At 65.8% G+C, this 20,022-nt stretch carries 14 protein-coding genes; 2 read left to right on the forward strand and 12 right to left on the reverse strand.

All coding sequences use genetic code 11. The features are described from left to right. Positions 1–228: 228 nt before the first annotated feature. Entirely contained in the window at positions 229–2,235 is a 2,007-nt protein-coding gene (locus WDM91_07290; protein ID MEI9994381.1) for a sulfotransferase, read from the reverse strand. 62 nt (positions 2,236–2,297) lie between these two features. After that, positions 2,298–4,961: a TonB-dependent receptor gene (locus WDM91_07295; protein ID MEI9994382.1), complete on the reverse strand. Its 2,664-nt coding sequence runs from the start codon at positions 4,959–4,961 to the stop codon at positions 2,298–2,300. A 233-nt stretch (positions 4,962–5,194) separates the two neighbouring features. Between WDM91_07295 and WDM91_07300 the strand changes: the two genes are divergently transcribed. After that, positions 5,195–6,163 (forward strand): LysR substrate-binding domain-containing protein, encoded by a 969-nt coding sequence (locus WDM91_07300; GenBank protein ID MEI9994383.1) that lies wholly within the window; start codon positions 5,195–5,197, stop codon positions 6,161–6,163. 18 nt (positions 6,164–6,181) lie between these two features. On the opposite strand, the gene WDM91_07305 is transcribed toward WDM91_07300, so the two are convergent. The 10 genes from WDM91_07305 to WDM91_07350 all read right to left on the reverse strand — a co-directional run bounded on the left by WDM91_07305 (position 6,182) and on the right by WDM91_07350 (position 19,860). Further along, positions 6,182–7,477 (reverse strand): DUF5690 family protein, encoded by a 1,296-nt coding sequence (locus WDM91_07305; GenBank protein MEI9994384.1) that lies wholly within the window; start codon positions 7,475–7,477, stop codon positions 6,182–6,184. 32 nt (positions 7,478–7,509) lie between these two features. Then, on the reverse strand, positions 7,510–8,307 hold the full coding sequence (gene phnX, locus WDM91_07310; GenBank protein MEI9994385.1) for a phosphonoacetaldehyde hydrolase: 798 nt from the start codon (positions 8,305–8,307) through the stop codon (positions 7,510–7,512). Further along, positions 8,304–9,449 (reverse strand): TIGR03364 family FAD-dependent oxidoreductase, encoded by a 1,146-nt coding sequence (locus WDM91_07315; protein MEI9994386.1) that lies wholly within the window; start codon positions 9,447–9,449, stop codon positions 8,304–8,306. Before WDM91_07315 ends, phnX begins: the two co-directional genes overlap by 4 nt. 138 nt (positions 9,450–9,587) lie before the next feature. After that, a complete protein-coding gene (locus WDM91_07320) occupies positions 9,588–10,730 on the reverse strand; it encodes a DSD1 family PLP-dependent enzyme (protein ID MEI9994387.1) in 1,143 nt (380 codons plus the stop codon). Beyond that, positions 10,727–11,614 (reverse strand): 5'/3'-nucleotidase SurE, encoded by an 888-nt coding sequence (surE, locus tag WDM91_07325; GenBank protein MEI9994388.1) that lies wholly within the window; start codon positions 11,612–11,614, stop codon positions 10,727–10,729. Before surE ends, WDM91_07320 begins: the two co-directional genes overlap by 4 nt. Positions 11,615–11,686: 72 nt before the next feature. Then, on the reverse strand, positions 11,687–12,826 hold the full coding sequence (locus WDM91_07330) for a C45 family peptidase (GenBank protein MEI9994389.1): 1,140 nt from the start codon (positions 12,824–12,826) through the stop codon (positions 11,687–11,689). A gap of 14 nt (positions 12,827–12,840) precedes the next feature. Then, a complete protein-coding gene (locus WDM91_07335; protein ID MEI9994390.1) occupies positions 12,841–14,235 on the reverse strand; it encodes an MFS transporter in 1,395 nt (464 codons plus the stop codon). Next, positions 14,232–16,133 carry a serine hydrolase domain-containing protein gene (locus WDM91_07340; protein MEI9994391.1) on the reverse strand — a complete coding sequence of 634 codons (1,902 nt, stop codon included), beginning with the start codon at positions 16,131–16,133 and terminating at the stop codon, positions 14,232–14,234. The genes WDM91_07335 and WDM91_07340 overlap by 4 nt, the downstream gene beginning before the upstream one ends. 22 nt (positions 16,134–16,155) lie before the next feature. Continuing rightward, positions 16,156–18,357, reverse strand: a complete 2,202-nt coding sequence (locus tag WDM91_07345) for a TonB-dependent receptor (GenBank protein MEI9994392.1) — start codon at positions 18,355–18,357, stop codon at positions 16,156–16,158. A gap of 42 nt (positions 18,358–18,399) precedes the next feature. Beyond that, on the reverse strand, positions 18,400–19,860 hold the full coding sequence (locus WDM91_07350; GenBank protein ID MEI9994393.1) for a M81 family metallopeptidase: 1,461 nt from the start codon (positions 19,858–19,860) through the stop codon (positions 18,400–18,402). Between WDM91_07350 and WDM91_07355 the strand changes: the two genes are divergently transcribed. After that, on the forward strand, positions 19,835–19,993 hold the full coding sequence (locus WDM91_07355; GenBank protein ID MEI9994394.1) for a hypothetical protein: 159 nt from the start codon (positions 19,835–19,837) through the stop codon (positions 19,991–19,993). The genes WDM91_07350 and WDM91_07355 overlap by 26 nt on opposite strands. Positions 19,994–20,022 lie beyond the last annotated feature (29 nt).

Consider the following 20,022-nt stretch of genomic DNA (forward strand, 5'->3'; position numbering starts at 1 on the left):
AGCCTTCCGCCGTGAGAAGCTGGTAGGCCAGCACCACCGTGTTGCGCGCGACGCCGAAATGCCGGGCAAGCTCCCGGGACGACGGCAGCCGCCGCTGGGGGAGGGACATCCCCGAAAGGATCGCATCGACCGCGAGATGCGGTAGAGACGGGCCGCGTTTCGTTCTCTTTCGCGGCTTCGGATTCATGACGGGACGATGATAGCGGTTGCCGCGGCGGCGGCGCGCGGCTATTCGTCCCGATAGCGAAACAGGGCATCGCCCAGTGCGGCCTTGAGCGGTTCCAGCCAGGGCTCGTAGGCTTTCCACTGCTCCAACCCGTCGCGGAAGATCGGCCGGCGAACCTGCTCGGAGCTCGGCGTGCGCACGCTGCGCCTCGTCTTGTGGAAGTCGACGCAGCCGGGCTCGAACGGCAGGCCGCAGAAATCCAGCAGCCGCCGCACATTGCCTTCGAGGTCGGCGACGACGTCCTCGTGCTGCACACGCAGGACGCGGCCGGGCAGCGTCTCATCCCAGTGCCGCATCAGATCCAGATAGGTGCGGTAGTAGCGCGCGATGTCCGCAATGCCGTAGCTGAACTCCTGTCCGTTGGCGAAGAGCTGTTTCAGGTTGCTGAAGCAGCAGGACATCGGCTCGCGCCGGGCGTCGATGATGCGCGCATTCGGCAGCATCAGGTGGATCAGGCCGACATGCCGGAAATTGTTCGGCATCTTGTCGATGAAGAAGGGCTTGTCCGTCCGGTAAACCTGCGTCTCCGTCAGATAGCGCCCACCCAGCCGTGCGAAATCCTCGCGCGTCATGTCCTCGAGCGCCGCGGGATAACGCGGATTGTCGAGATCGGGATCGCGGCCCTGCAATTCCAGGACGATCCGCTGGATGTCGGCCAGCTCCTGCGTGCCCTCGACTTGCGAATGCGAGGCGAGGATTTGCTCGAGCAGGGTCGAGCCGGATCGCGGCAGGCCGACGATGAAGATCGGATCGGGCCGCGGATCGCCCCAACCCACGCGCCGCCGGAAGAAATCGCGCGTGCAGGTTTCGATCTGCTTCGCGGTGTTGGTCTCGAACACCTCGGGGCGATACCGGCTTTCCGAGCGCTTCAGCGCGTTGCCCTGCTCGTAGTGGCGCCAGGACTCTGCGATCTCGCCGCGATCCTCGAACGCCTTGCCGAGCGCGAAACACAGATGATAGCGATCGACCGGCGCGGTCGGCGCCGCCGCTTCCGCGGCGCGCATCGTTGCGATCTCGTCTTCGCTGAAGCGATAGAGCTTCAGGTTCGCCAGGCTCCAATACGCATCGCCGAAATCGGCTCGCGCCGCGGCGGCCGCGCGGTAGGCCACGATCGCCTCCGGCACCTGCCCGACGGTCTTGAGGGCATGCGCCAGCCAGAGATTCACGTCCGGCGAATCCGGCACGGTCGCGAGCATGTCGCGGTAGAGCGCGATGGCTTCTTCGTTTCTGCCCAAGCCCATCGCGGCCGTGGCCGACAGCATGCGATAATCCGGATTGGCGGGTTCGAGCGCCAGCAGCCGTGCGGCCTGCTCGCGCGCCTGCGGGTATTTGTGCCGCAGCACCAGCGTCTGCGCATAGTCGTAGCGCGCCGCGCGATGGTCGGGCGACAGCGTCAGGACGGCGCCCAGCAGGAGCTCCGCGTCGTCCAGGACGTCGCGCGCCATGGCAATCCTGGCCAGCAGCCGCATGGCTTCCGGATGATCGCCGTGGCGCAGGAGAAAGGCGCGGATGATCTGCTCCGCCGGCACGAGGTCCCCGTCGGAGAACAGCGACGTCGCGGTGACGACCTCCGGCGGCAGATGCTTGAGCGTCGCGACATGCGCGGCAGCCGTCGCGGCGTTCTGCATGTCCCCACTGATGCGATAGGTGCCCTCCAGCATGCGCCAGCTCAAGGGCAGCGCCGGGTTGATGTTCACGGCGCGCAGCAGGGCGTCGATGGCGCGCGGCGCGTCGCGGCGCGCGATATGGCACAGGCCGCGCTCCTGGTGCATCAGGCTGAAGCGCGGCCGAAGCGCTTCGAGGCGCGCCAGCGTCTCCAGCGCTTCCTCCAGGCGCCCGAGGTGCCGATGGCTGGCGGCGGCGATCAGCAGCAGATCGCGATTTTCCGGCAGGCCGGACAACAGGGACTGGGCCTCGCGCAGGGCGTCTGCGTGCCGGCCGGCCTTCTGCAGGTCCTGCAGCCGGCGCACGTCCCGTTCGACGGGCGAGATGTCTGCAACAGCCGCCATGGAGTCCACAAACGAAATAGGCGGGCGTTGCCGCCCGCCTATCACCTTAGCAGAAAACGATCCTAGAGATTGTATCCGATCTTCACGCCGACCACCCGCGGGCGCAGCGGGACTTCGGACTTGATGAACTGCGCCGAAGACGTGAACTGGCTGGCGTGGCTGTCACCCAGGTTCGTGCCGTAGATCTGCACGTACCACTTCTCCAGCGAGATCCCGAATGAGGCGTCGAAGGTCGTGAAGGCCGGCTGCAGGTAACGCAGGAACGTGGTGCTCGGCACGACGACGCCCACGCCCGACGTATAGGTCGCCGGCTGGTTGTACATGCTGCCGGTGTAGCTGGCGCCGACCATCGCGAACATGTTGTAGGTCCACGCCGTCCAGTCGTAGCGGAAGCGGATATTGCCCTGGAATTTCGGCGAGAAGGCGGGAACGGTGCCCGGTGCGCCGAAGGGGTTCGTGAAGGGCTGCAGCGTGCTGCCGCCCTTCGGGACGATCTCCGTGATGCAACTTCCGAAAGTCGGCGAGGCCGGATTGTTGCTGACGAGGCACGGCGAGCCGGCCTGCGTGTCGTCGTTGTACGAGCCCGAGCCTTCGACCGTGAGCCCGTCGGTGATCAGCGCCTCGATCTGCCCCTCGAGGCCCTTCACGTGATAGTCGGGACCGTTGATGCCGAAGGTCGTGTTGCCGAGATAGGGCGGGTTGAAGAACAGGAATTGCACGTTGTTCCACTGCATCAGGTAAGCCGAGAGGTTCACCTGCAGGCGGTTGTCCAGGAACGTGCCCTTCATGCCGATTTCCTGGTTCTGCAGGGAGTCGGGGCCGTAGCCGTTGGGCTTGATGAACTGCGGGATGTTGCCGGGACCGGTCGCGACCGCGCTGACCGAGCGGTTGAACGCCCCCGGACGGAAGCCTTGCGAGAAGGTGTAGTACGCCATGATGTCCGGCGTGATGTGCCAGGTGACGTTGGCGCGGCTCTTGAAGCCCGCATAGGTCTTCCGGTCGTTTGCATCGTCGATGTTGACCAGGCCGCCGGCGCATTGGCCGTTGGGCACGTTCAGGCAGCCCGTGCCGGTGCCGTACTGCGAGCCCACTTCGAACTCGCGGTACTGATACCAGCGCGTGCCGGCCGTCACCGTCAGCGTGTCGGGGATGACGTCGTAGTCGGCGGAGGCGAAGAACGCCGTCTGGTCGTAGCCGCGCTGCGTATCCTCGCCGAAGGCCGTCGCGTCGCTGCGGATGCCCGGGAAGTTCGCGGTCGAATCGGGCGCGGTGCGCACATTGGCCACACAGACCGGCCCGCCGCCGAGCGCCGCCGTGAGATTGGCCGGATTGCAGGACGGGATCGTCTTGTAGTTGAAGTTCATGTCGTCGTAGATGCGGAATTGCTCCCAATACGCACCGGCGATGAAGCGCAGGCGCCAGTCGTCCGGCGTGCTGATGCGGAATTCGTTGCTCAGATGCGTGCTGCTGATCGTGTCCTGCCAGTAGCCGACCGGCGAGTAGCAGCTCGGAGCGCCGGCGCCCCAGCCGGTCGAGCCGCCGACGCACTGGTAGTACATGCCGCCGCCCGAACGGGAGTAGTTCGTATAGTCTTCCTGCTGCGAGATGTGACGGTCGGTATAGCCGCCGGTATAGACGACCTTGAAGTCGGCGATCTTGCCGTTGACGGTCCAGGCCGTGTTGGTATAGCGGTCCTTGACATAGGACGGCGCGAAGGACGTGACCTGCAGCGGCTGCAAGGGCTGGAAGTCCGAGCCGGTCGGGTATTCGACCGACAGGCCGTCGGCGTCCAGATTGTCCAGGCTCTCTGCGATCAGGATGTTCCAGTCGTCGTTGATCTGGTACAGCGCGGACACCCGGCCGCCGCTATAGGTGGTCGGGTTGAAGTCCTTGCCCTGCACCGAGAAGTTGTTGGCCTGCGGAGCGTTCGGCAGGGTGCAATAGCTCGTCGGATCCGCGACGGCCTGGCCGTTGGGACAGGTGCCGCCGGTCGGATGGATGCCGAAATAGTGGTTGCCGAGATCCTGGTTGGAGCGCGTGAAGGTGCTCGGCACGTTGTCGATATAGCCGCCCTGGCGCTCGTCATAGATCACGGCGCGGATCGCGAGCTTGCCGTCGATGATCGGCACGTTGATCATCGCATTCGCGCTGCTGTTGTCCGCGCCTTCGGCGGTGAGGCCATAGCCGGCCTCGGCCTTGCCCTCGAACGCATCGAGGTTGGGCTTGTTGGTGATGTAGCGGATGGCGCCCGCTTCGGCGCCGCCGCCGAACAGCGTGCCTTGCGGGCCTTCGAGCACCTCGATGCGGTTCATGTCGACCATGTAGATGTCGACGTTGCGCGCCGGGAACTGCATCGACTGGTCGTCGAGATAGATCGCGACGTTCGGGAAGTTGCCGATCGTGCCGCTGGACTGGTTGCCGCGGAAGCCGTTGCTCAGGCCGCGCATGATGATCTCGCCCTGCCCCGGGCCGTTGTTGCCGTATGTGACGTTGGGCGTGTAGCGCAGAAGCTCCTGGACGTTGACCACGTTGAGGTCGGCGAGGTCGTGCGCGGTGAACGCCTGCACCGTCGAGGGGACGTCCTGCACGCTTTGGTCGCGGCGCTCGACGGTCACGACGACCGTTTCGATGCCGCCGCCCTGCGTGTTCGCGTCGGCCGCAAGGGCGCTGCTATATCCGCTGAGAAGCGCCGCGACGGCGCAGGAAAACTTGTATCTGGCTTTCATGAATTTAACCCCCGGGAAATCTCGCAGGAACGCCCAAAAACCATCGCAACGCCGCGTCGATCCCAACGGTCGCGTGTTGCGGTGCGGGGATACATGCGTTCCGCGAACGGCGGCTAATACTTCGCTTGAATGCGCGGCATAGGCAGGACCTATGGCGCGCCGCGCGTCACAAAACCGTCGGCCTTGGCGCGTATGCTCCCGCGTTGGCCGGTCAATCGCGGGGCATTCGGCGCGTGAGCGTGAATCATCAGCATCTGCGCGCGTTTCACGTGATCGCGATCGAAGGCAGCATCAGCCGCGCGGCACGGCGGCTGAACGTGGCGCAGCCCACGCTTTCGCAACAGCTCAAGGCGCTCGAAGGGCGCCACCAGGCGGCGCTGTTCGACGGACGCAAGCCCCCGCTCCGGCTGACGGCCTTCGGTCAGCAATTGTTCGACCTGACGCGCAAGCTGTTCGTGGCCTCGCAGGACATCGACGACCTGCTGCGCGATCCTGAAGGACGCATGACAGCCGAGCTGCGTCTCGGATCGGACTCGCCGTTCTTTGCCGTGCGGCTAGCGGCCGCAATCCGCGCGCGGAATTCGGCGATCGCCATCCGCGTCCGTATCGGCAATGCGGTGGAAACCTTCTCCTGGCTAAAAGACGGGCAGATCGACGTCGGAATAGTCAGCGATCCGCCCGGCGACAACGCCTTCACCTATGACCCCTTGTTCAGCGACAGGCTCGTGATCGCGGTGCCCAAGGACCATCCGCTGGCCAGGCAATCCGTATTCCCGCTCGCCGCGCTCGCAAGCGAGCGCCTGCTGGTCCGCGAGTCGAATTCCCGGACGCGGCTGGCCACGGAAGAGCTCCTGCAGGCCTTCGACATCGCGCCGGCCGAGGTGATGGAGCTGCATACGCGCGAAGCGATCCGTGAGGGCGTCGCGATCGGCCTGGGCCTCGGGATATTCTTCTCGCTCGACTGCCCGCCCGACAACCGGATCGGCCTTGTGCCGCTCGACGTCGATGTCGGCCTGTGCCGTCTCACCGGCTACGTCGTTTGCCTCAACGAACGACGGCGGACGCCGCTTTTGTGTTCGGTCGTGGACGCCGCCGCCGGGCTTCGTGCCATGAGCCCCCTGCCCGTGCATCCCGCAGGCGCCGTGGCGGTGCAGTCGGCGCGTCCCGCCGGAAGAGCCGAATTGCTGGCGGCCGCGCGCTGACGTTCGCCACGCAAGGCGTCAGGCGCTGCCGGCCGCGCCCGGCGGATCGCCCCGTACCAGGCGCCGGCGGAAATAGACCGCCGCGCCGACGATCAGCACGAGCCCCGCCGCCGCCGCGACATACGAAATACGGCACAGGAACGGGACCCATGGGATGTGCACGCCGACGAAATTGTAGAACAGCAGGAGCGCGACCGAGCTCAGATAGCCGCAGGCATCGGCGACGTAGATCAGGAATCCGGCCGTGCCGCTGCGCCCGCTGGCGGCGATGAAGCGATCGAACAGCAAGGCGTTGAACGGCGTGTAGGCGAGATAGAGGCCGGCGCCCAGCGCGATCATCCACGCGACCGGCCCGATCATATGGGCCTGAAAGGCCGCGGAGGACAGTCCGGCCAGCCCCAATCCCACCGCCACCAGGACGAGGTTGGCGAGGAAGGCGCGGCGGTTGTCGCGGATGAACATCAGAAGGGCGAGCGTGGCGAGGACGATGGCCGCCACCGGGAGCTCGGACAGCGTGAAGATCTCCGCGTCGTTCCGGAAGCCGAGATCGTTCCAGATCTCGGCCGCGAAATTGTCGCGGAAATCGCGCAAGGCCGTCAGCCCGACATAGATGACGATCAACGCGATCAGGCCGGGCGCGAAGGCCGCGAACATGGCGCGTCGCGACGCGCCGTCCATCGGCGCCCGCGCCACGCGCTGCGCCTCGTCCTGCGCGTTCGGCGGCGGCAGGGCGGCGAGACCGAACACGCAGACCAGCAGGAGCGGCGTGAACAGGAGCCCGGTCACCGCCGGCATCCAGTATTCGTTCGCCCAGCCATGCAGCATCACGCTTGCGCCGGCCGATTTGACCACGCCGGACGAGACGATGAAGCTGGCGCACAGCATCGCGCCGAGCACCTCGGACACCCGTCGTCCTTCCAGGAAGCCGAACACGAGACCCCAGATCATCCCGAGCGCCAGGCCGTCGGCGAACAGGCAGGCGATGTTCCAAGGCGCGGGAATGAGGCCAAACAGCACGAGGGCGAGCTCGGCGGCCGCGATCAGGACCAGGATGGCGACGGCCCGCCGCTGCGGCGGCATTTCGGAGACCACCTTGATGCCCGCGACCTTGGACAAGGCGTAGCCGAACACCTGGGCGATCACCAGGGCGATCTTGTAGTCCATCAGGACCGGCGCGGCATCGGCGAAACTCGCCGCCGCAAAAGGCTTCCGGAACGCATACATGGCGAAGTAAGCACCGAACGCCATCGTGCCGCCGTACAGCGCGAAAACCGGCGCCGGCGCGCGGGAAAGCCAGTCGCGCAAGCGCGCCATGATCGATAGCCTGCGAGAAGCCGATGCCTGACTCATGACGCGGCGATCCGGCGCGCGATCTCGTGGACCACGGGCAGGAGCAGCGACACGTCCTCGATGACGAAATCCGCGCCGGCAGCCTTCAGGGTGCGTTCGGCCTCGTCGAGTTTTGCCCGCCGCTCCGGCGGCGCCAGAGCCTCGAATGACTCGCGATCGAGCCCGACCTCGTTGCCCGAGGCGGACAAGCCGACCGTCCAGCATCCCGCCAGCCGGCCCTCCTCGATCCCGACGGGCGCGTCGTCCACCTTGATGCAGGCGCGCGCGGGCCACGCGTCGAGCGCGATGAGCGCTTTCCAGGTCATCAGCGGCGCCGGCCTTCCGCTCGGCGTCTCGCCGGCGCAGACCACGATCTCCGGCGCATAGCCCTGCTCCACTGCGCGTGGCAGGATCTCCGCCATCATATCGCGCGTATAGCCGGTGCCGGAGCCGATACGGATGCCGAGCGCCCGCAATTCGTCTACGGCGCGGGCTGCACCGGGTATCAGAAGCGCGCTTTCGGCCGCCGCGCGCGTCATCGCCGGCACGAGCTCTTGATAGAGCCGGTCGACATCGGCCTCGGCCGGAGGACGGCCCTTCAACGCCGTCCAACGCGCGGCCACGGCCGGATTCGCCAGCAGCGCGCGCAGGTGGTCGAGCTTGGCCTTGCCCATGTCGCGCCGCGCCTCTTGCGCCGAAAGCGCCATCCCCGCGCCGGCGAACACATCGATCAGGGCGCGCACAGGCGCCATGCAGCCGAAATCGATCATCGTGCCGGCCCAGTCGAACACCACCGCCTTGACGGGAAAACTCACGCCCTGCCCTCCACATCCAGGCCAAAGAGGTCGCCGACGACTCGCTCGGCGATGCCGAAGCCGGTCGAAGCGCCGGTCCCGCTGGTGACGATCACCAGCCGCACGCCGGGCTCCGGCGTGTCGATCAGATAGGTGCGATCGTCGGCGACGGCATAGACGCCGGTCCAGCGCTCCCGCACCGCCGGCGGCTCAAGTCCGGTGGCGCGCGCAAATTCGCCCAGGATTTCCCGCTCTGCGCCCGCCGGCGCGAATGGTGCGGGCAGATCGTCGTAGTGATGGCTGTCGCCGACGATCAGTCCGCCGTCCGCGCCTTGCGCGACGATCAGATGCACGCCGTGTTCGAAACATCCCGGATGCTCCGCGCGCAGCCTGGCTTCCAGCGCACGCGCCTCCGGCAGGGCGGAATAGCCGCGATAGCGCGTCAGGCCGAGGTCGGACATCAGCACATGCGGCAGCCTTATGCCGGGATCGGCAAGCTTGACCATCGAGAGACGGCAGCGGCGCAGCGCATGGTGTGCGATCCGGTCGGGATAGAGCGTGACGAAGTCGTCGCCGGGACAGACCACCGCGGCGCCCGCCGCGATCACGCCGCGCGAGGTGCGCAGGCGCGGCGGCGCGGCCTCGAAAACCGCCGTCTCGTTGAAGAAGACGACGTTCTGCCTCTCTTTCAGCCAGGCCGTCAGGGCGGGGATCGCAGTCCGCGACTCGACGCGGATGTCGTGCGGACTGAAAAGCGCGCCCTTCAGCCCGGGACCGCCCAGCCCTCCCGCCGAACACCGATATTCGTCGGGCGTCAGCAGCCGGCATCCCTCGCCCATCTCCGTTGCGAGAAAGGCCGCGATCACGGCCATCGCCTCTTCCGAACGCGCGGTAAGGCAAAGGCCGCGCTGCTCGATCCGCACGCCGGCCTGCGGCGCCAGCTCCGCCCAGACGTCGCGCGTGCGGCGTGCGAGCCGCCAGCTGTCGCCACGTTCCTGGCCGGTGACGGTGATGAAGCCGAAATTGCGGATCGAGGCGCCGTCGGCACGGGCATTCCGCTCGATCACCGCGACCCGCTTGCCGGCCTTGGCCGCCATAAGGGCATGGGCAAGGCCGATCACGCCGCCGCCGACCACGGCCAGATCGAATATCTGGGAAGACATCACATCGACATTCGGGATGGGAGCTCATTTGCGAGCGCGGACTCTCGCGGGAGCGACCCGCGAAGCGGCCAAGCTACGCGGCCTTCATGACAGAATGGATACGGCTTCCGGATAAGCGATGGAAATGCGCCGCCCGTCCTATTGCGACGCACCGCGCGCTTCGATCGGCCAGATCTCCACCAGCCTGCCGTCTCGTACGACATGGTAGTGCTCGTAGAGATTAACCGTCGGATCGCAATGCGGCACGATACAGGTGAGCACCTGCCCCGGCGCAAGCCGATCTTTGTCCGACGCGAAGGTGACGCCGCCATGCTCGTCGCCGAAGAAGAAATATGCGGCTCCCGCCGGCGCGCCGGCGGCGATCGCCGGCGGGCCTGCATCGGTGGCGAACGCCTTGTAGCCGGCGTCCGTCGTCGCCAGGCCCGTCGCATTGGCGCTGATCACCGTCGTCTGCACGAAAAGCGCGGTTTCGAAGGGCGGCGTATCGCACGGCCCATGCCATACGTCGTTGTATTCCCGATCCATGAAGGCATAGGAGCCGGCCTGCAGCTCGGTCAGGACGTCGGCTGCCGGATCGATATCGAACGTGCCGGTGCCGCCCCCCGTCACGATGCGCGGCACAAGATTTCTCGCGGTCAGGACGTCCCGTACCTCCCGGAGAAGCGACATGGACTCCAGCGAACGGGCACGCCGCTCCGCCCGATCCGCGACATGCATGAGATGGCCGGCATAGCCCTGGATGCCCGCGAATTCGAACGCGGGGTTCGCGGCGATCTCCTCGGCCAGCGCGTAGGCCTCCGGCCCCGGAACGATGCCGGTGCGCCGCAGTCCGACATCGATATCGACAAGCAGCTTCAGACGCCGACCGGAACCTGCCAACGCCCTCGCCAGATCGGCCAATACCGGCCGGGAATCCACGACCAGCATCAAATCATCGGCGCGCGCGTTCAGTTGGACGAGCCGCGCGATGGCTTCGCGTGCGACGATCGGCGAGGTGATGAGGATGGACGAGATGCCCCCGTCGGTCAGCGCTTCGGCTTCGCCCAGCTTGGCGCAGCACTGGCCGATGGCGCCAGCCGCGATCTGACGCCGCGCGACGGCCACGGATTTGTGGCTCTTGGCATGCGGCCGCAGCGCGATGCCATGCGAGCGGCCATGCACCGCCATCGCCGCGAGGTTCCGCTCGAACGCATCAAGGTCGACGATCAACGCCGGTGTATTGAGGCGCCAGCGCCCACCTTCCACACCGACGAGATGCGCATTCAGGCTGGGCTTCGTCATGGTCGTTCGCCGGACAAATTCCAGCTGCGAAGGGCCGCCAAGGCGCCATACGCCGTCCGGTCGAGCGCCAAAGGCGCGATCGTGATCCGGCCGCCGGCAAACATCGCCGTGTCGCTCTCCGCACCGGTTTGGGCGGCCGGCCGGAAATTCGGCCTGTAGAACAGGCCGCCTTGCGCCAGCGGCGTCGCGGTGAAGCCGGTCAGCGCGAGGCTGAGCCCGGCCGATGGCAGGATAAGGACTTCGCCGGTCGCCGGCTTGGGAATGTTGACGTTCAGCATGATGCCCTTGGGCAATCCGCTCTTGAGCACCCGGCGCACGAGCATACGTGCGAACGCCGCCGCGACGGTGTAGTCCGTCCCGAAAGCACCGGACTGCGAAATCGCGATCGCGGGTACGCCGCGGACCAGGCCTTCCATCCCGGCGTTGACCGTTCCGGAATAGAGATTGGCAAGTCCGGTGTTCTCGCCGTTGTCGATACCGGACACGACGAGATCGAACGGCCTGTCCACGCCGAACTGTATCAAGCCAAGCGCCACGGCCTCGGCTGGCGTTCCGTCCACGGAATAGCCGACCTTGTCGCCATCGACCTCGACCGGTCGCGCCGCGAAGCCCTGCCGCGCGTCGGGGATGGAATGGCTCGTTCCCGACCGGTCGACGGCCGGCGCGACGACCAGCACCTCGCAGATATCTTTCAGGCTCCGATAGAGCGCGGCGATGCCGGGCGCACCGATCCCGTCGTCATTGGTGACCAGAATGCGGCAGGGTCTTGTGTCCTGCGCCGAAGCCGAAACGAGTCCGGCCGCTAGGAACGCCACGATGGCAAGCACGCGCGTCGTCCACGCTCCGGCCCAAGGCATCGTCGTTTGCCGCATCATCGCGCGCATCTCCACATCTTCAGTTCCATACGAGGTCCGAAAAGAGCACTTCAGAACCCGCGACCTTCCGGCGTGGCGCGCTCATTGCGCGCGCTTCAGGTCGAACGTCCGGTATTCCGTCGAGCAGGGCGGGCCGGATGCGAGGTGCAGGCGCGGCGGCTCGCCGTAATCGTAGATCAGAGATCCCGCGGTGAAGCCGATGTAACTGCCATGGGTGTCGAGATAGGTGCGCGAGACCGGGTTCTCGGGATCGTCATGCGCGCTAAGCGCCGTCTTGACCGCCGCCAGGTCGACGAAGCGCCGCAGATCGCCCAGCCGCGTGCTTATCGAAGCATAGCGTTGCCGCGAATTGCTGAAATGAACCTGCTCGTCCGGCGGCAGCGCGGCCATCAGGGCCTGGAAATCCTGCTCGTCGTCGTTGGCGAGCGCGTGATTGGTGTGGCAGACCCGGCGGCCCGCGCCGTTGCCGAAGAACTCCACCACCTTGCCGGCGGAACATTCGAGGCAATGCACGCTGTCGCGGCTGCTCAGGATGTAATTTTGCCCCGAGGCATGCGGGACCGTGCGCAGGAATCCTAGCGCCTCCTGCGGCGAACGGCAGGCCAGCACATGACGCACGATGAACGCGACCGGCAGGCCGTCATTCGACGCACGGAGCTGGTTGAGCGTGTTGCAGGTGATGCCCAACGGCACGTCGCTCATGCCGGCGAGGCCGATGAGACCTGCATAGGTGAAGACATAGCTCGCGGCGCCCGTCTGCGCGTCGGCGATCCGCAGCAAGACCTGATGACCGTCGATATAGCGCGGCACATCCATGTTCTGTCCGGCATAGCCGGGCTGTCCGTCCTGCGGCAGCATGCCGAACGCGCTGCACTTCTGGCGCAGGACGACGGGCCGACGATGATAGAACCCGTAAGCCCATTCCTCGTCGATCAACTGATATTGCAGCATCGTCTCGAACGGCAGGTCCGCGCCTTCGGCGATGCCGCGCACTTCCTCGAGCAGGTCCGGCGTCCATCGGGCCAGTGCTTGCTCGAACGCCCCATAAGCCCGGAAGCTGCCCAGGTATTCGTCGGGATCGGCGCCGAAATACTCGCGCAGGAACTGCTCGTGCGCCGCGATCAGCGCACGGATGTGCTCGCGCATCGCCGCGCCGTGGATCCGCCCCCGCTCCCGCGGCGTTCCCGACAATTCGATGACCGGCAATCGGCTGGTTAGCATGGATTATACCATCGTCAAGCTTGTGCGAGGACATTGCGAGCGTTCCGCGCGGCGCGCTGCTCGATCCGGCGACGGATGATGTCCTGGCGGCGCTCGTCGAGCGGAAAGCGCCAGAGCACCAGGCCGGCGAGCAGGAACAGCAGCGCCGGAAGCCCAATGAAGATCGCGAGAAATCCGCTCTTCTCCATCAGATCGTTGGCGTGACCGACCTGGTAGCCGACGAGCCCCAGCAGCAGGAGAGCGACGCCGCCGCCGATCGCGAAGTTGAGTTTGGCGACCAGAGTGAGGAAGGCGAAGTAGCTGCCGCTGCGGTTCACCCCGCTGCGCAGGATCTCATAATCCACGATGTCGCCCAGCAGCGCGTATGGCACCGCCTTGGTCGCTGCTTCGCCGACGCCGTAGATCACGCCGAACACGACCATGGGCAGGAAAGCCGCCGGCCCCGGCGCAACCGCCAGCATGACAAGCTGCAGTGCCGAGACGCAGAACCAGCTGAGCGCCAGCGAGCGATGCTGCCCGAGCCGGGCGATCGCATAGTTCCATGCCGGCAGCGCCACGAGATTCGCCATGGCGTTGAAGACATAGATCGTGGTGAACCTATCGCCGATCGCCAGGTAGGAATCGACATAGATGAACAGCACCGCGTTGAAGACGCCGTTCGCGAGCCCGCCGAAGATATAAGCCACTGCGAAGATCTGTAGCGGCTTGTTCTGGCCGACCGAGCGGAACACGTCGAGCGCCGACGACCGCGCCGGCGCCACATGCTTCCCTTCCGGAATCCGCGCCAAGGCGAGAAATGTCAGCACGGGCAGCAGCACGACGACGACAAGCGCCATGACGCGCATCGTGTCGGGCCCGATCTCGCGGTCCTTGAAGACCGGCAGCAGCGATACGCCCATGAAAAGGATGGTGCCGAGCGCACCCATCACCGCGATCTGGACGGAAATGCGCGAGCGCTCGGTGTAGCTGTGGGTAAGCTCCGCGCTCCAGGCGCGGTAGGGGATTTCGAGGACGGTCCAGCCCAGATAGAGCGCCATCGACGCCGTCAGGAGATAGAGCGGGCCGGCCGATGGCGCCGGCGTGAACAGCAGGTAGATCGACACGGCCGCGATCACCGTGCCGGCGGCGATCCACGGCTTGCGCTTGCCAAAATGGCTCCTCGTGCGGTCGCTCAGATAGCCGATGCCCGGATCGATCACGGCGTCGAAGATGCGCGAGAGCAGGAAGATGCCGCCGATGGCCGACAAGGTGACGGTGGTATGCTTGGCATAGAACCCGGGGATCACCGCACCGACCGGGATGTGCATCATCGCGATCGGCAAGGCCGGCAGCGCGAAGATCAGGATCGTCCGGAGCGAAAGACGCCCGTCGTCCTGGGATGAGCCGTTGCGGCGCGATGGCGTTGTCACGGGATCTGATAGCCGAGGAAGTTGAAATAGCCGAACAGCGGGATCAGCCCCAGCCCCGCCAACAGCACGACGCCGTAGTGCAGATGGCGCGCCGTCCCGGCGATCGAACGCGGCCCGCCGTTCCGCACGACGCAGACGACGGTGAGCGGCAGGAAGATCAAGGTCAGAAGCACCAGGAGATTGGTGAAGGTCGCGGTGACGATGTAGAGCGTCACGTTGCCGAAGCCGAACGACAGATAGGGATTGCCGACGATCATGAACCCCGCGATCAGCGAGACGGGCACGGCGATCGCAACGACGCCGATCGACACCGCAGCCCGTCTCGTCCAGCGTTCGACCCGTGTCGTCGCGCGCCAGAAGAACGCGCCGAGCCCCGTGGCACACAGCACCAGCAGGCCGGCAATGAGATAGAGTGCGGTCTGCGGCGCCAGGATCGCCGGCTTGTAGATGTCCATGCCCATATAGGGGACGGCACCGATCACGCGCCCGTTCTCGATCTTGAAGGCATAGAGATCCGAGCTCGCCTCGTCCGGCACGAAGGGAATGACGCCCGGCTTCCAGAACACGCCCGCCGCAATCTCACGGTATCCGGGCCGTCCGTCGATGGTCAGCGTGTCCGGGCCGCCGGCCTCGACCTGCAGGCTGGTGCCCATGTTCATCATCGCCTCGACCGTGCCGTGCGGCCGGCGCTCGTTGCGATACAGGCCGGCGAATGCGCGCATCGGCAGGCCGGACGGCGGCCCCGCCTTCGGATGCAGCGGACCGAGATAGTAGTTCAGGAATTTCTCGCGCACCTCGAACATGTCCAGCGAGTTTCCCTGCGTCGCCGAATTGCCCATGATCATGACCAGGAAGCCCACATCGCTGTCCGGCAGCAGGATCAGCGTGGCCTGGAAGCCCGGGCCGGATCCGGCGTTCTCCGCGATGCGCTCGCCGTTCCACCGATGCGCGAAGAAGCTCATGCCGAAGCCCGTCGTGGCGGCGGCGTTGGCGGTGCCGCGGTCGTGCAGCAGATGCGCGCCCTTGACGCCGATCAGGTTCGGCTGCGCGCCATGCTCGGCCTTCAACTGGCCCAGCATGAACTTGCCCATGTCCTCGGCGGTGGAGACCAGCGATGTCGAGGGCGCGATGAAAGGGTGATAGGCCCATTTCTGCGAGATCGGCGAAAGGCTGCCGTCCGCCGCCACCGTCCCCGGCGTCGCGATGGGCTCCGATGGGCTGTAGCGGATATAGGATTTCGTCATGCCAAGCGGCTTGAGAATGTTATTCCGGACATAGTCGCGATAGGTCAGGCCGCTGACGTCCTCGACCAGCATTCCCAGAACGCCATAGCCTGCGTTCGAATAGACCGAGATCTGGCCCGGCATGCGAACGACCTTGGGCAGGCGCTTGAGGATGTCCTGCCCGCTGATCGGCACCGCCACGTCGTGCATCGTCGCCAGGCTGTAGACGGATTCGTCGAATCCGCCGCGATGATCCAGCAGGTTGCGGATCGTGATGTCGCGGCCGAAGGCGCGCGGCAGCTGGAAGCGGTGCAGGTAGCGGTTCGCCGGATCGTCGAGGGAGTGGATCCGGCCGCGCTCCAACAGCTGCGCGATGGCCGTCGCGGTGAACAGCTTGGTGATCGAACCCAGCGAGAACAATGTGTTCGAGGGGTCGACCCGCGTCTTGTCGCCCACGCCGGCCGGGCCGTAGCCGTTGAGATAGGAGATGCGGCCGCCACTGACGATCGCGATCGCCAGGCCGGACGCGCGATGCCCAGCGAGATCGCGCGCCAGCATGGCGTCGGCCCAATGCTCGAGCTCTCCCTGCGCCGGAGGCGGCGCGGCGCCGGCGAGGCCCGTCCCCGGCACGAAAAACGCCGCGACCAACACAAGGAGAACAAGAAAGCGTTTCATGTCATCAAACCGATCGTGAAGGTCAGAAATTGGTTGCAACGCGGAGGCCGAAGGTGCGAGGCGCGCCATAGCTGGTGAAGGTCTGCCCCAGGATGCCGCCGAGGATCGGAACGCCGCGATCATTGGCATAGAGCTTGTCCGTCAGGTTTTTCCCCCACACCTCGAAGGTCCAGCGCCCATCTTCGGAATTCAGGCCGACACGCGCATCGAGCAGGCCGAAGCCCGAAAGCAGATGATCGGCGTCGTCGCTGGCATCGGTGAAGGAGAAGTCGCGATAGGCGTATTCGGCGCGGACGAAGGCGGTGCCCAGATCCAGGAGCTTGAAGTCGTATTCGCCCGCGACATTGCCCGTCCAATGCGGTGCGTTGGGCAGCGTGTTGCCTGTGTAATCGATGCCAAGTCCGCCGCCATTGGGGTAGGACGCGAAGGTGGCGTTCAGGTAGCCGAGCCCGCCGCTGAGCGCGAAGCCGGGAAACAAGTCCGCGACGCCGTCGAGTTCCGCGCCCCAGATATGGGCCTTGGCCGCATTGGAGATGACGAAGCCCGAAAACTGCTCGAAGCTCGAGACCTGCAAATCGTCGTAGTCCATGTAGAACGCCGCGAGATTGAGCCGCAGATGGTCGGCGATCTGAGTCTTGAGGCCGATCTCGTAGTTGGTGACGGTCTCCGGCTTGAACTCCAGCTGGCTGCTGGCGACGAAGTCGGCATTGAAGCCGCCGGACTTGAAGCCCTCCGAGATCTTGGCATAGCCGTTGACCTCGTCGTTGAACGCGTAGGACAGCGAGACCATGGGCGAAAGGTTGGAATCGGAGATCGATCGCGTGGTGCTGAGGTCGATGATGTTGAACAGCGGCGACCCCACCAGGTTCATCCAGAGGTTCTTTTCCTCATAGGTGTAGCGCAGGCCGGCGCTCAGCCTGAGCGCGTCGGTGAACTTGTATTCGGCCTGCCCGAAGGCCGCATAGCTTCGCGTGTCGACGCTGCCGTCCAGCGTCACCGCGACGCTTGCTGGGCCGAGCAGCGTGAACGGCGGAATGACGGAGGCACGCCGCGTCCCGATACCCTGGGCGAAGAAGAACACGCCCGCGACATAGCTGAACCTGCCGTCGCTCGGCGACGCCAGGCGCACCTCCTGCGAGAACTGGTTCTGGTCGTCGATGAAGTTCGAGGTCAGGAAGGGCTCGGGCGACGCGTCGTCGTCCGACAGGAAATGGGTATCGGCCAGGCGATAGGCGCTGATGGCGGTCAGCGTCGAGCCGTCGTCGAACTGCACGTTCGTCGTCAGGCTGGTGCCGAAGATCTGGCGCTTCTGGAAGACCGGCGCGTCGATGTTCACCGCGCGCGGGTCCTGGCCCGGGGCATAGCCGAAGCTGCCCGGCAGCACCTGGTTGACGTCGGGACGGTAATGCTCCGCCAGGCCGTCGACGGCCAGGGTGATGTCGGTGGACGCGGACGGCGTGAAGCGCAATTTCGCCTGGCCGCCGAGCGAGTTCTCGTCGTATTCGCGCGAATGATCGAACAGGTTCTCCTCATAGCCGCCGCGGAAGCGGAAGAAGCCGCCGGCCTCCGCCGTGAGCTTGCCGTCCACCAGCGGCCCGCTGATCGTGCCGCGGCCGACGACCTGGTTGAAATTGCCGTACTCGAACTCGGCGGAGCCTTGCACGGTGTCGGTCGGCTGCCGCGTCGTGATGTTGAGCGCGCCCGCCGTCGTGTTCTTGCCGAACAGCGTGCCCTGCGGACCGCGCAGCACCTCGATCTGCTCGATGCCCAGCATGTCGGCGTTGAACGTGTCCGGCCGACCGGTATAGACCCCGTCGACATACATGCTGACGCCGCTTTCGAACCCGATATTGCGCGCGTCGCTGGAGATGCCGCGGATCGCCACTGTCGGCCCGATGCCGGTATCGACACCCTCGAAGGTCAGGTTGGGAACCGAGAATTCGAGCTGCCGCAGATTGTTGACGCCCTTCTTGCTGAGGTCTTGCGACGAAAGCACGGTCATCGAAAGCGGGACCTTCTGAAGATCCTCCGGCCGCTTTTCGGCGGTGACCACCACGGTCTCGATCGTCTGGTCCGCCTTGGCCGGCGCTACCTGTCCATAGGCCGCGCTGCCCAGCACCTGGGTCAGAAAAACCCCCGCTCCCACCGCACAGGACCGCCGCCACCCGCATGTCGACGATCCGGCCAACTCCATTACCTGCTTCTCGACGTTGAACCTACGCATACTGCCCCCTTACTCGCTGGATTCATACTGACTGACGATCATTCATATAGTGGACCGCAAAACGTCCCCCGCCGGAGCCGCGCCGAAGGGCTGTTCATCGAACGGCCATTTTGGCCGCGTCAGATGCCGGTACCGGTCCGGATCGGCGCCGAGGAAGAGCGCGCCCGGCGAATCCACATAGCGGATCGCCACGGCGAACGGTGCATAGGCCGCAACGAAATGCTGCGCCGACTTCACGACGATCACGTCCTGCCGCTCGGGCGCAAGTCCGACGACCGTGAAGATGTCCGTATTGATGCATTGCAGCCGCTCGGTCGTCACCACGAACGCCGTGCCTCCCGCTCGCAGGAGCGCCGTGTCGCCCATCGGCCAGGCCCAGCCGTCGATGACCTGATGTGCCGCCGGCACCAGCCGCTCCACGGTCACATCGAGATCGAGCGGCACGCCCGAGAATGGCGAGCCCTTGCCGCCGATGCGCATGAATCCCCGCGCGCCCTCGCCGAGGGCAAAAGCGTTGCGCACCGCGAGCGGATCCCAGAAGGGGCCGCACGCCACGCCTTCGACGCCCCGCTCGATCAGCGCGCGCATCAGGAAGGTCGCATCGCCGGGCGCCCCGCCGCCCGGATTGTCGGCCACGTCCGCGAGCACGACCGGTCCCGTTCCGGTTCGCGCGGCGGTCAATTCCGACACCACTGCGGCGATGGACGACAATTCCGGCATGGTCCGGCCACGCAATTCGAAAAGCGCGCTGCCCAGTTCGCGCGCGCAACGTGCGCCCAGTTCGGGCTGCGCATCGCTGTAGACGAGCATTTTCGTTCCCATGGCCGGCGTGTCGCCCCAGGGAAAGCCGTGCACCAGCGAGACGGACAGGATGCCCGGCCGCGCCTCCCATCTGCGCATCGCCTTGACGAAGCCGAGCATCGGCTCGCTGTCGGTGAAATAGAAGGCGATCATGCGGCAATCGAAGACCGAGGCTTGTGGCCGCGCCTTCCCGGCAAGACATGCGCCCAGAAGTTCGATCAGTTCGACGGCGCTCTCGCGGACGTCGGTGTGCGGGTATTCCTTGAAGAAGACCAGTGCCGTCGCGTTGTCGATCATCGCATCGCTCAGATGGGCGTGCGGATCCAGCACCGCTCCGACGAGGACGTCCGGGCCGACCATCGCGCGCACGCGGCGCAGGATGTCGCCTTCGCAATCGTCGCAATCCGAAGCGATCATCGCGCCATGCAGGCAGAGCGCCACGATATTCACGGGGAGCGCGGCGGCGAGGTCCGCCAGCAGCCCGTCGCGCAGCCGCTCATAGACATCCTGCGGCACCGGACCCGCCGGCTCTGCGCCGACGCAGAGACCCTGCACCATCTGCCAGCCGTTCCGCCGGCAGCTTTGCCGAAAGCCTTCGAGCGGCAGCGGCCATGCCGCCTCGCCGTCGAAATCCAGCGTGCCGGCCCGGACGAAAAGATGCGATTCGAAGCTCGCCATGTCGGTGGTGATCGGCGAGAACACATTCGTCTCCGCCGAGATCGCGCCGGAAAACACCCTGATTTTACGCCCGCGCACCAATGAAACAGGCCTCTGCAAGAATACGACTGATCGTCAGTCATTTATTCTTGACGCGCCGTTTGGCTCCTGTCAATAGGACGTCATGATTGGTACGCACGAAGAATC

It is taken from the genome of Rhizomicrobium sp., assembly GCA_037200385.1.
Classification (GTDB): Bacteria; Pseudomonadota; Alphaproteobacteria; order Micropepsales; family Micropepsaceae; genus Rhizomicrobium.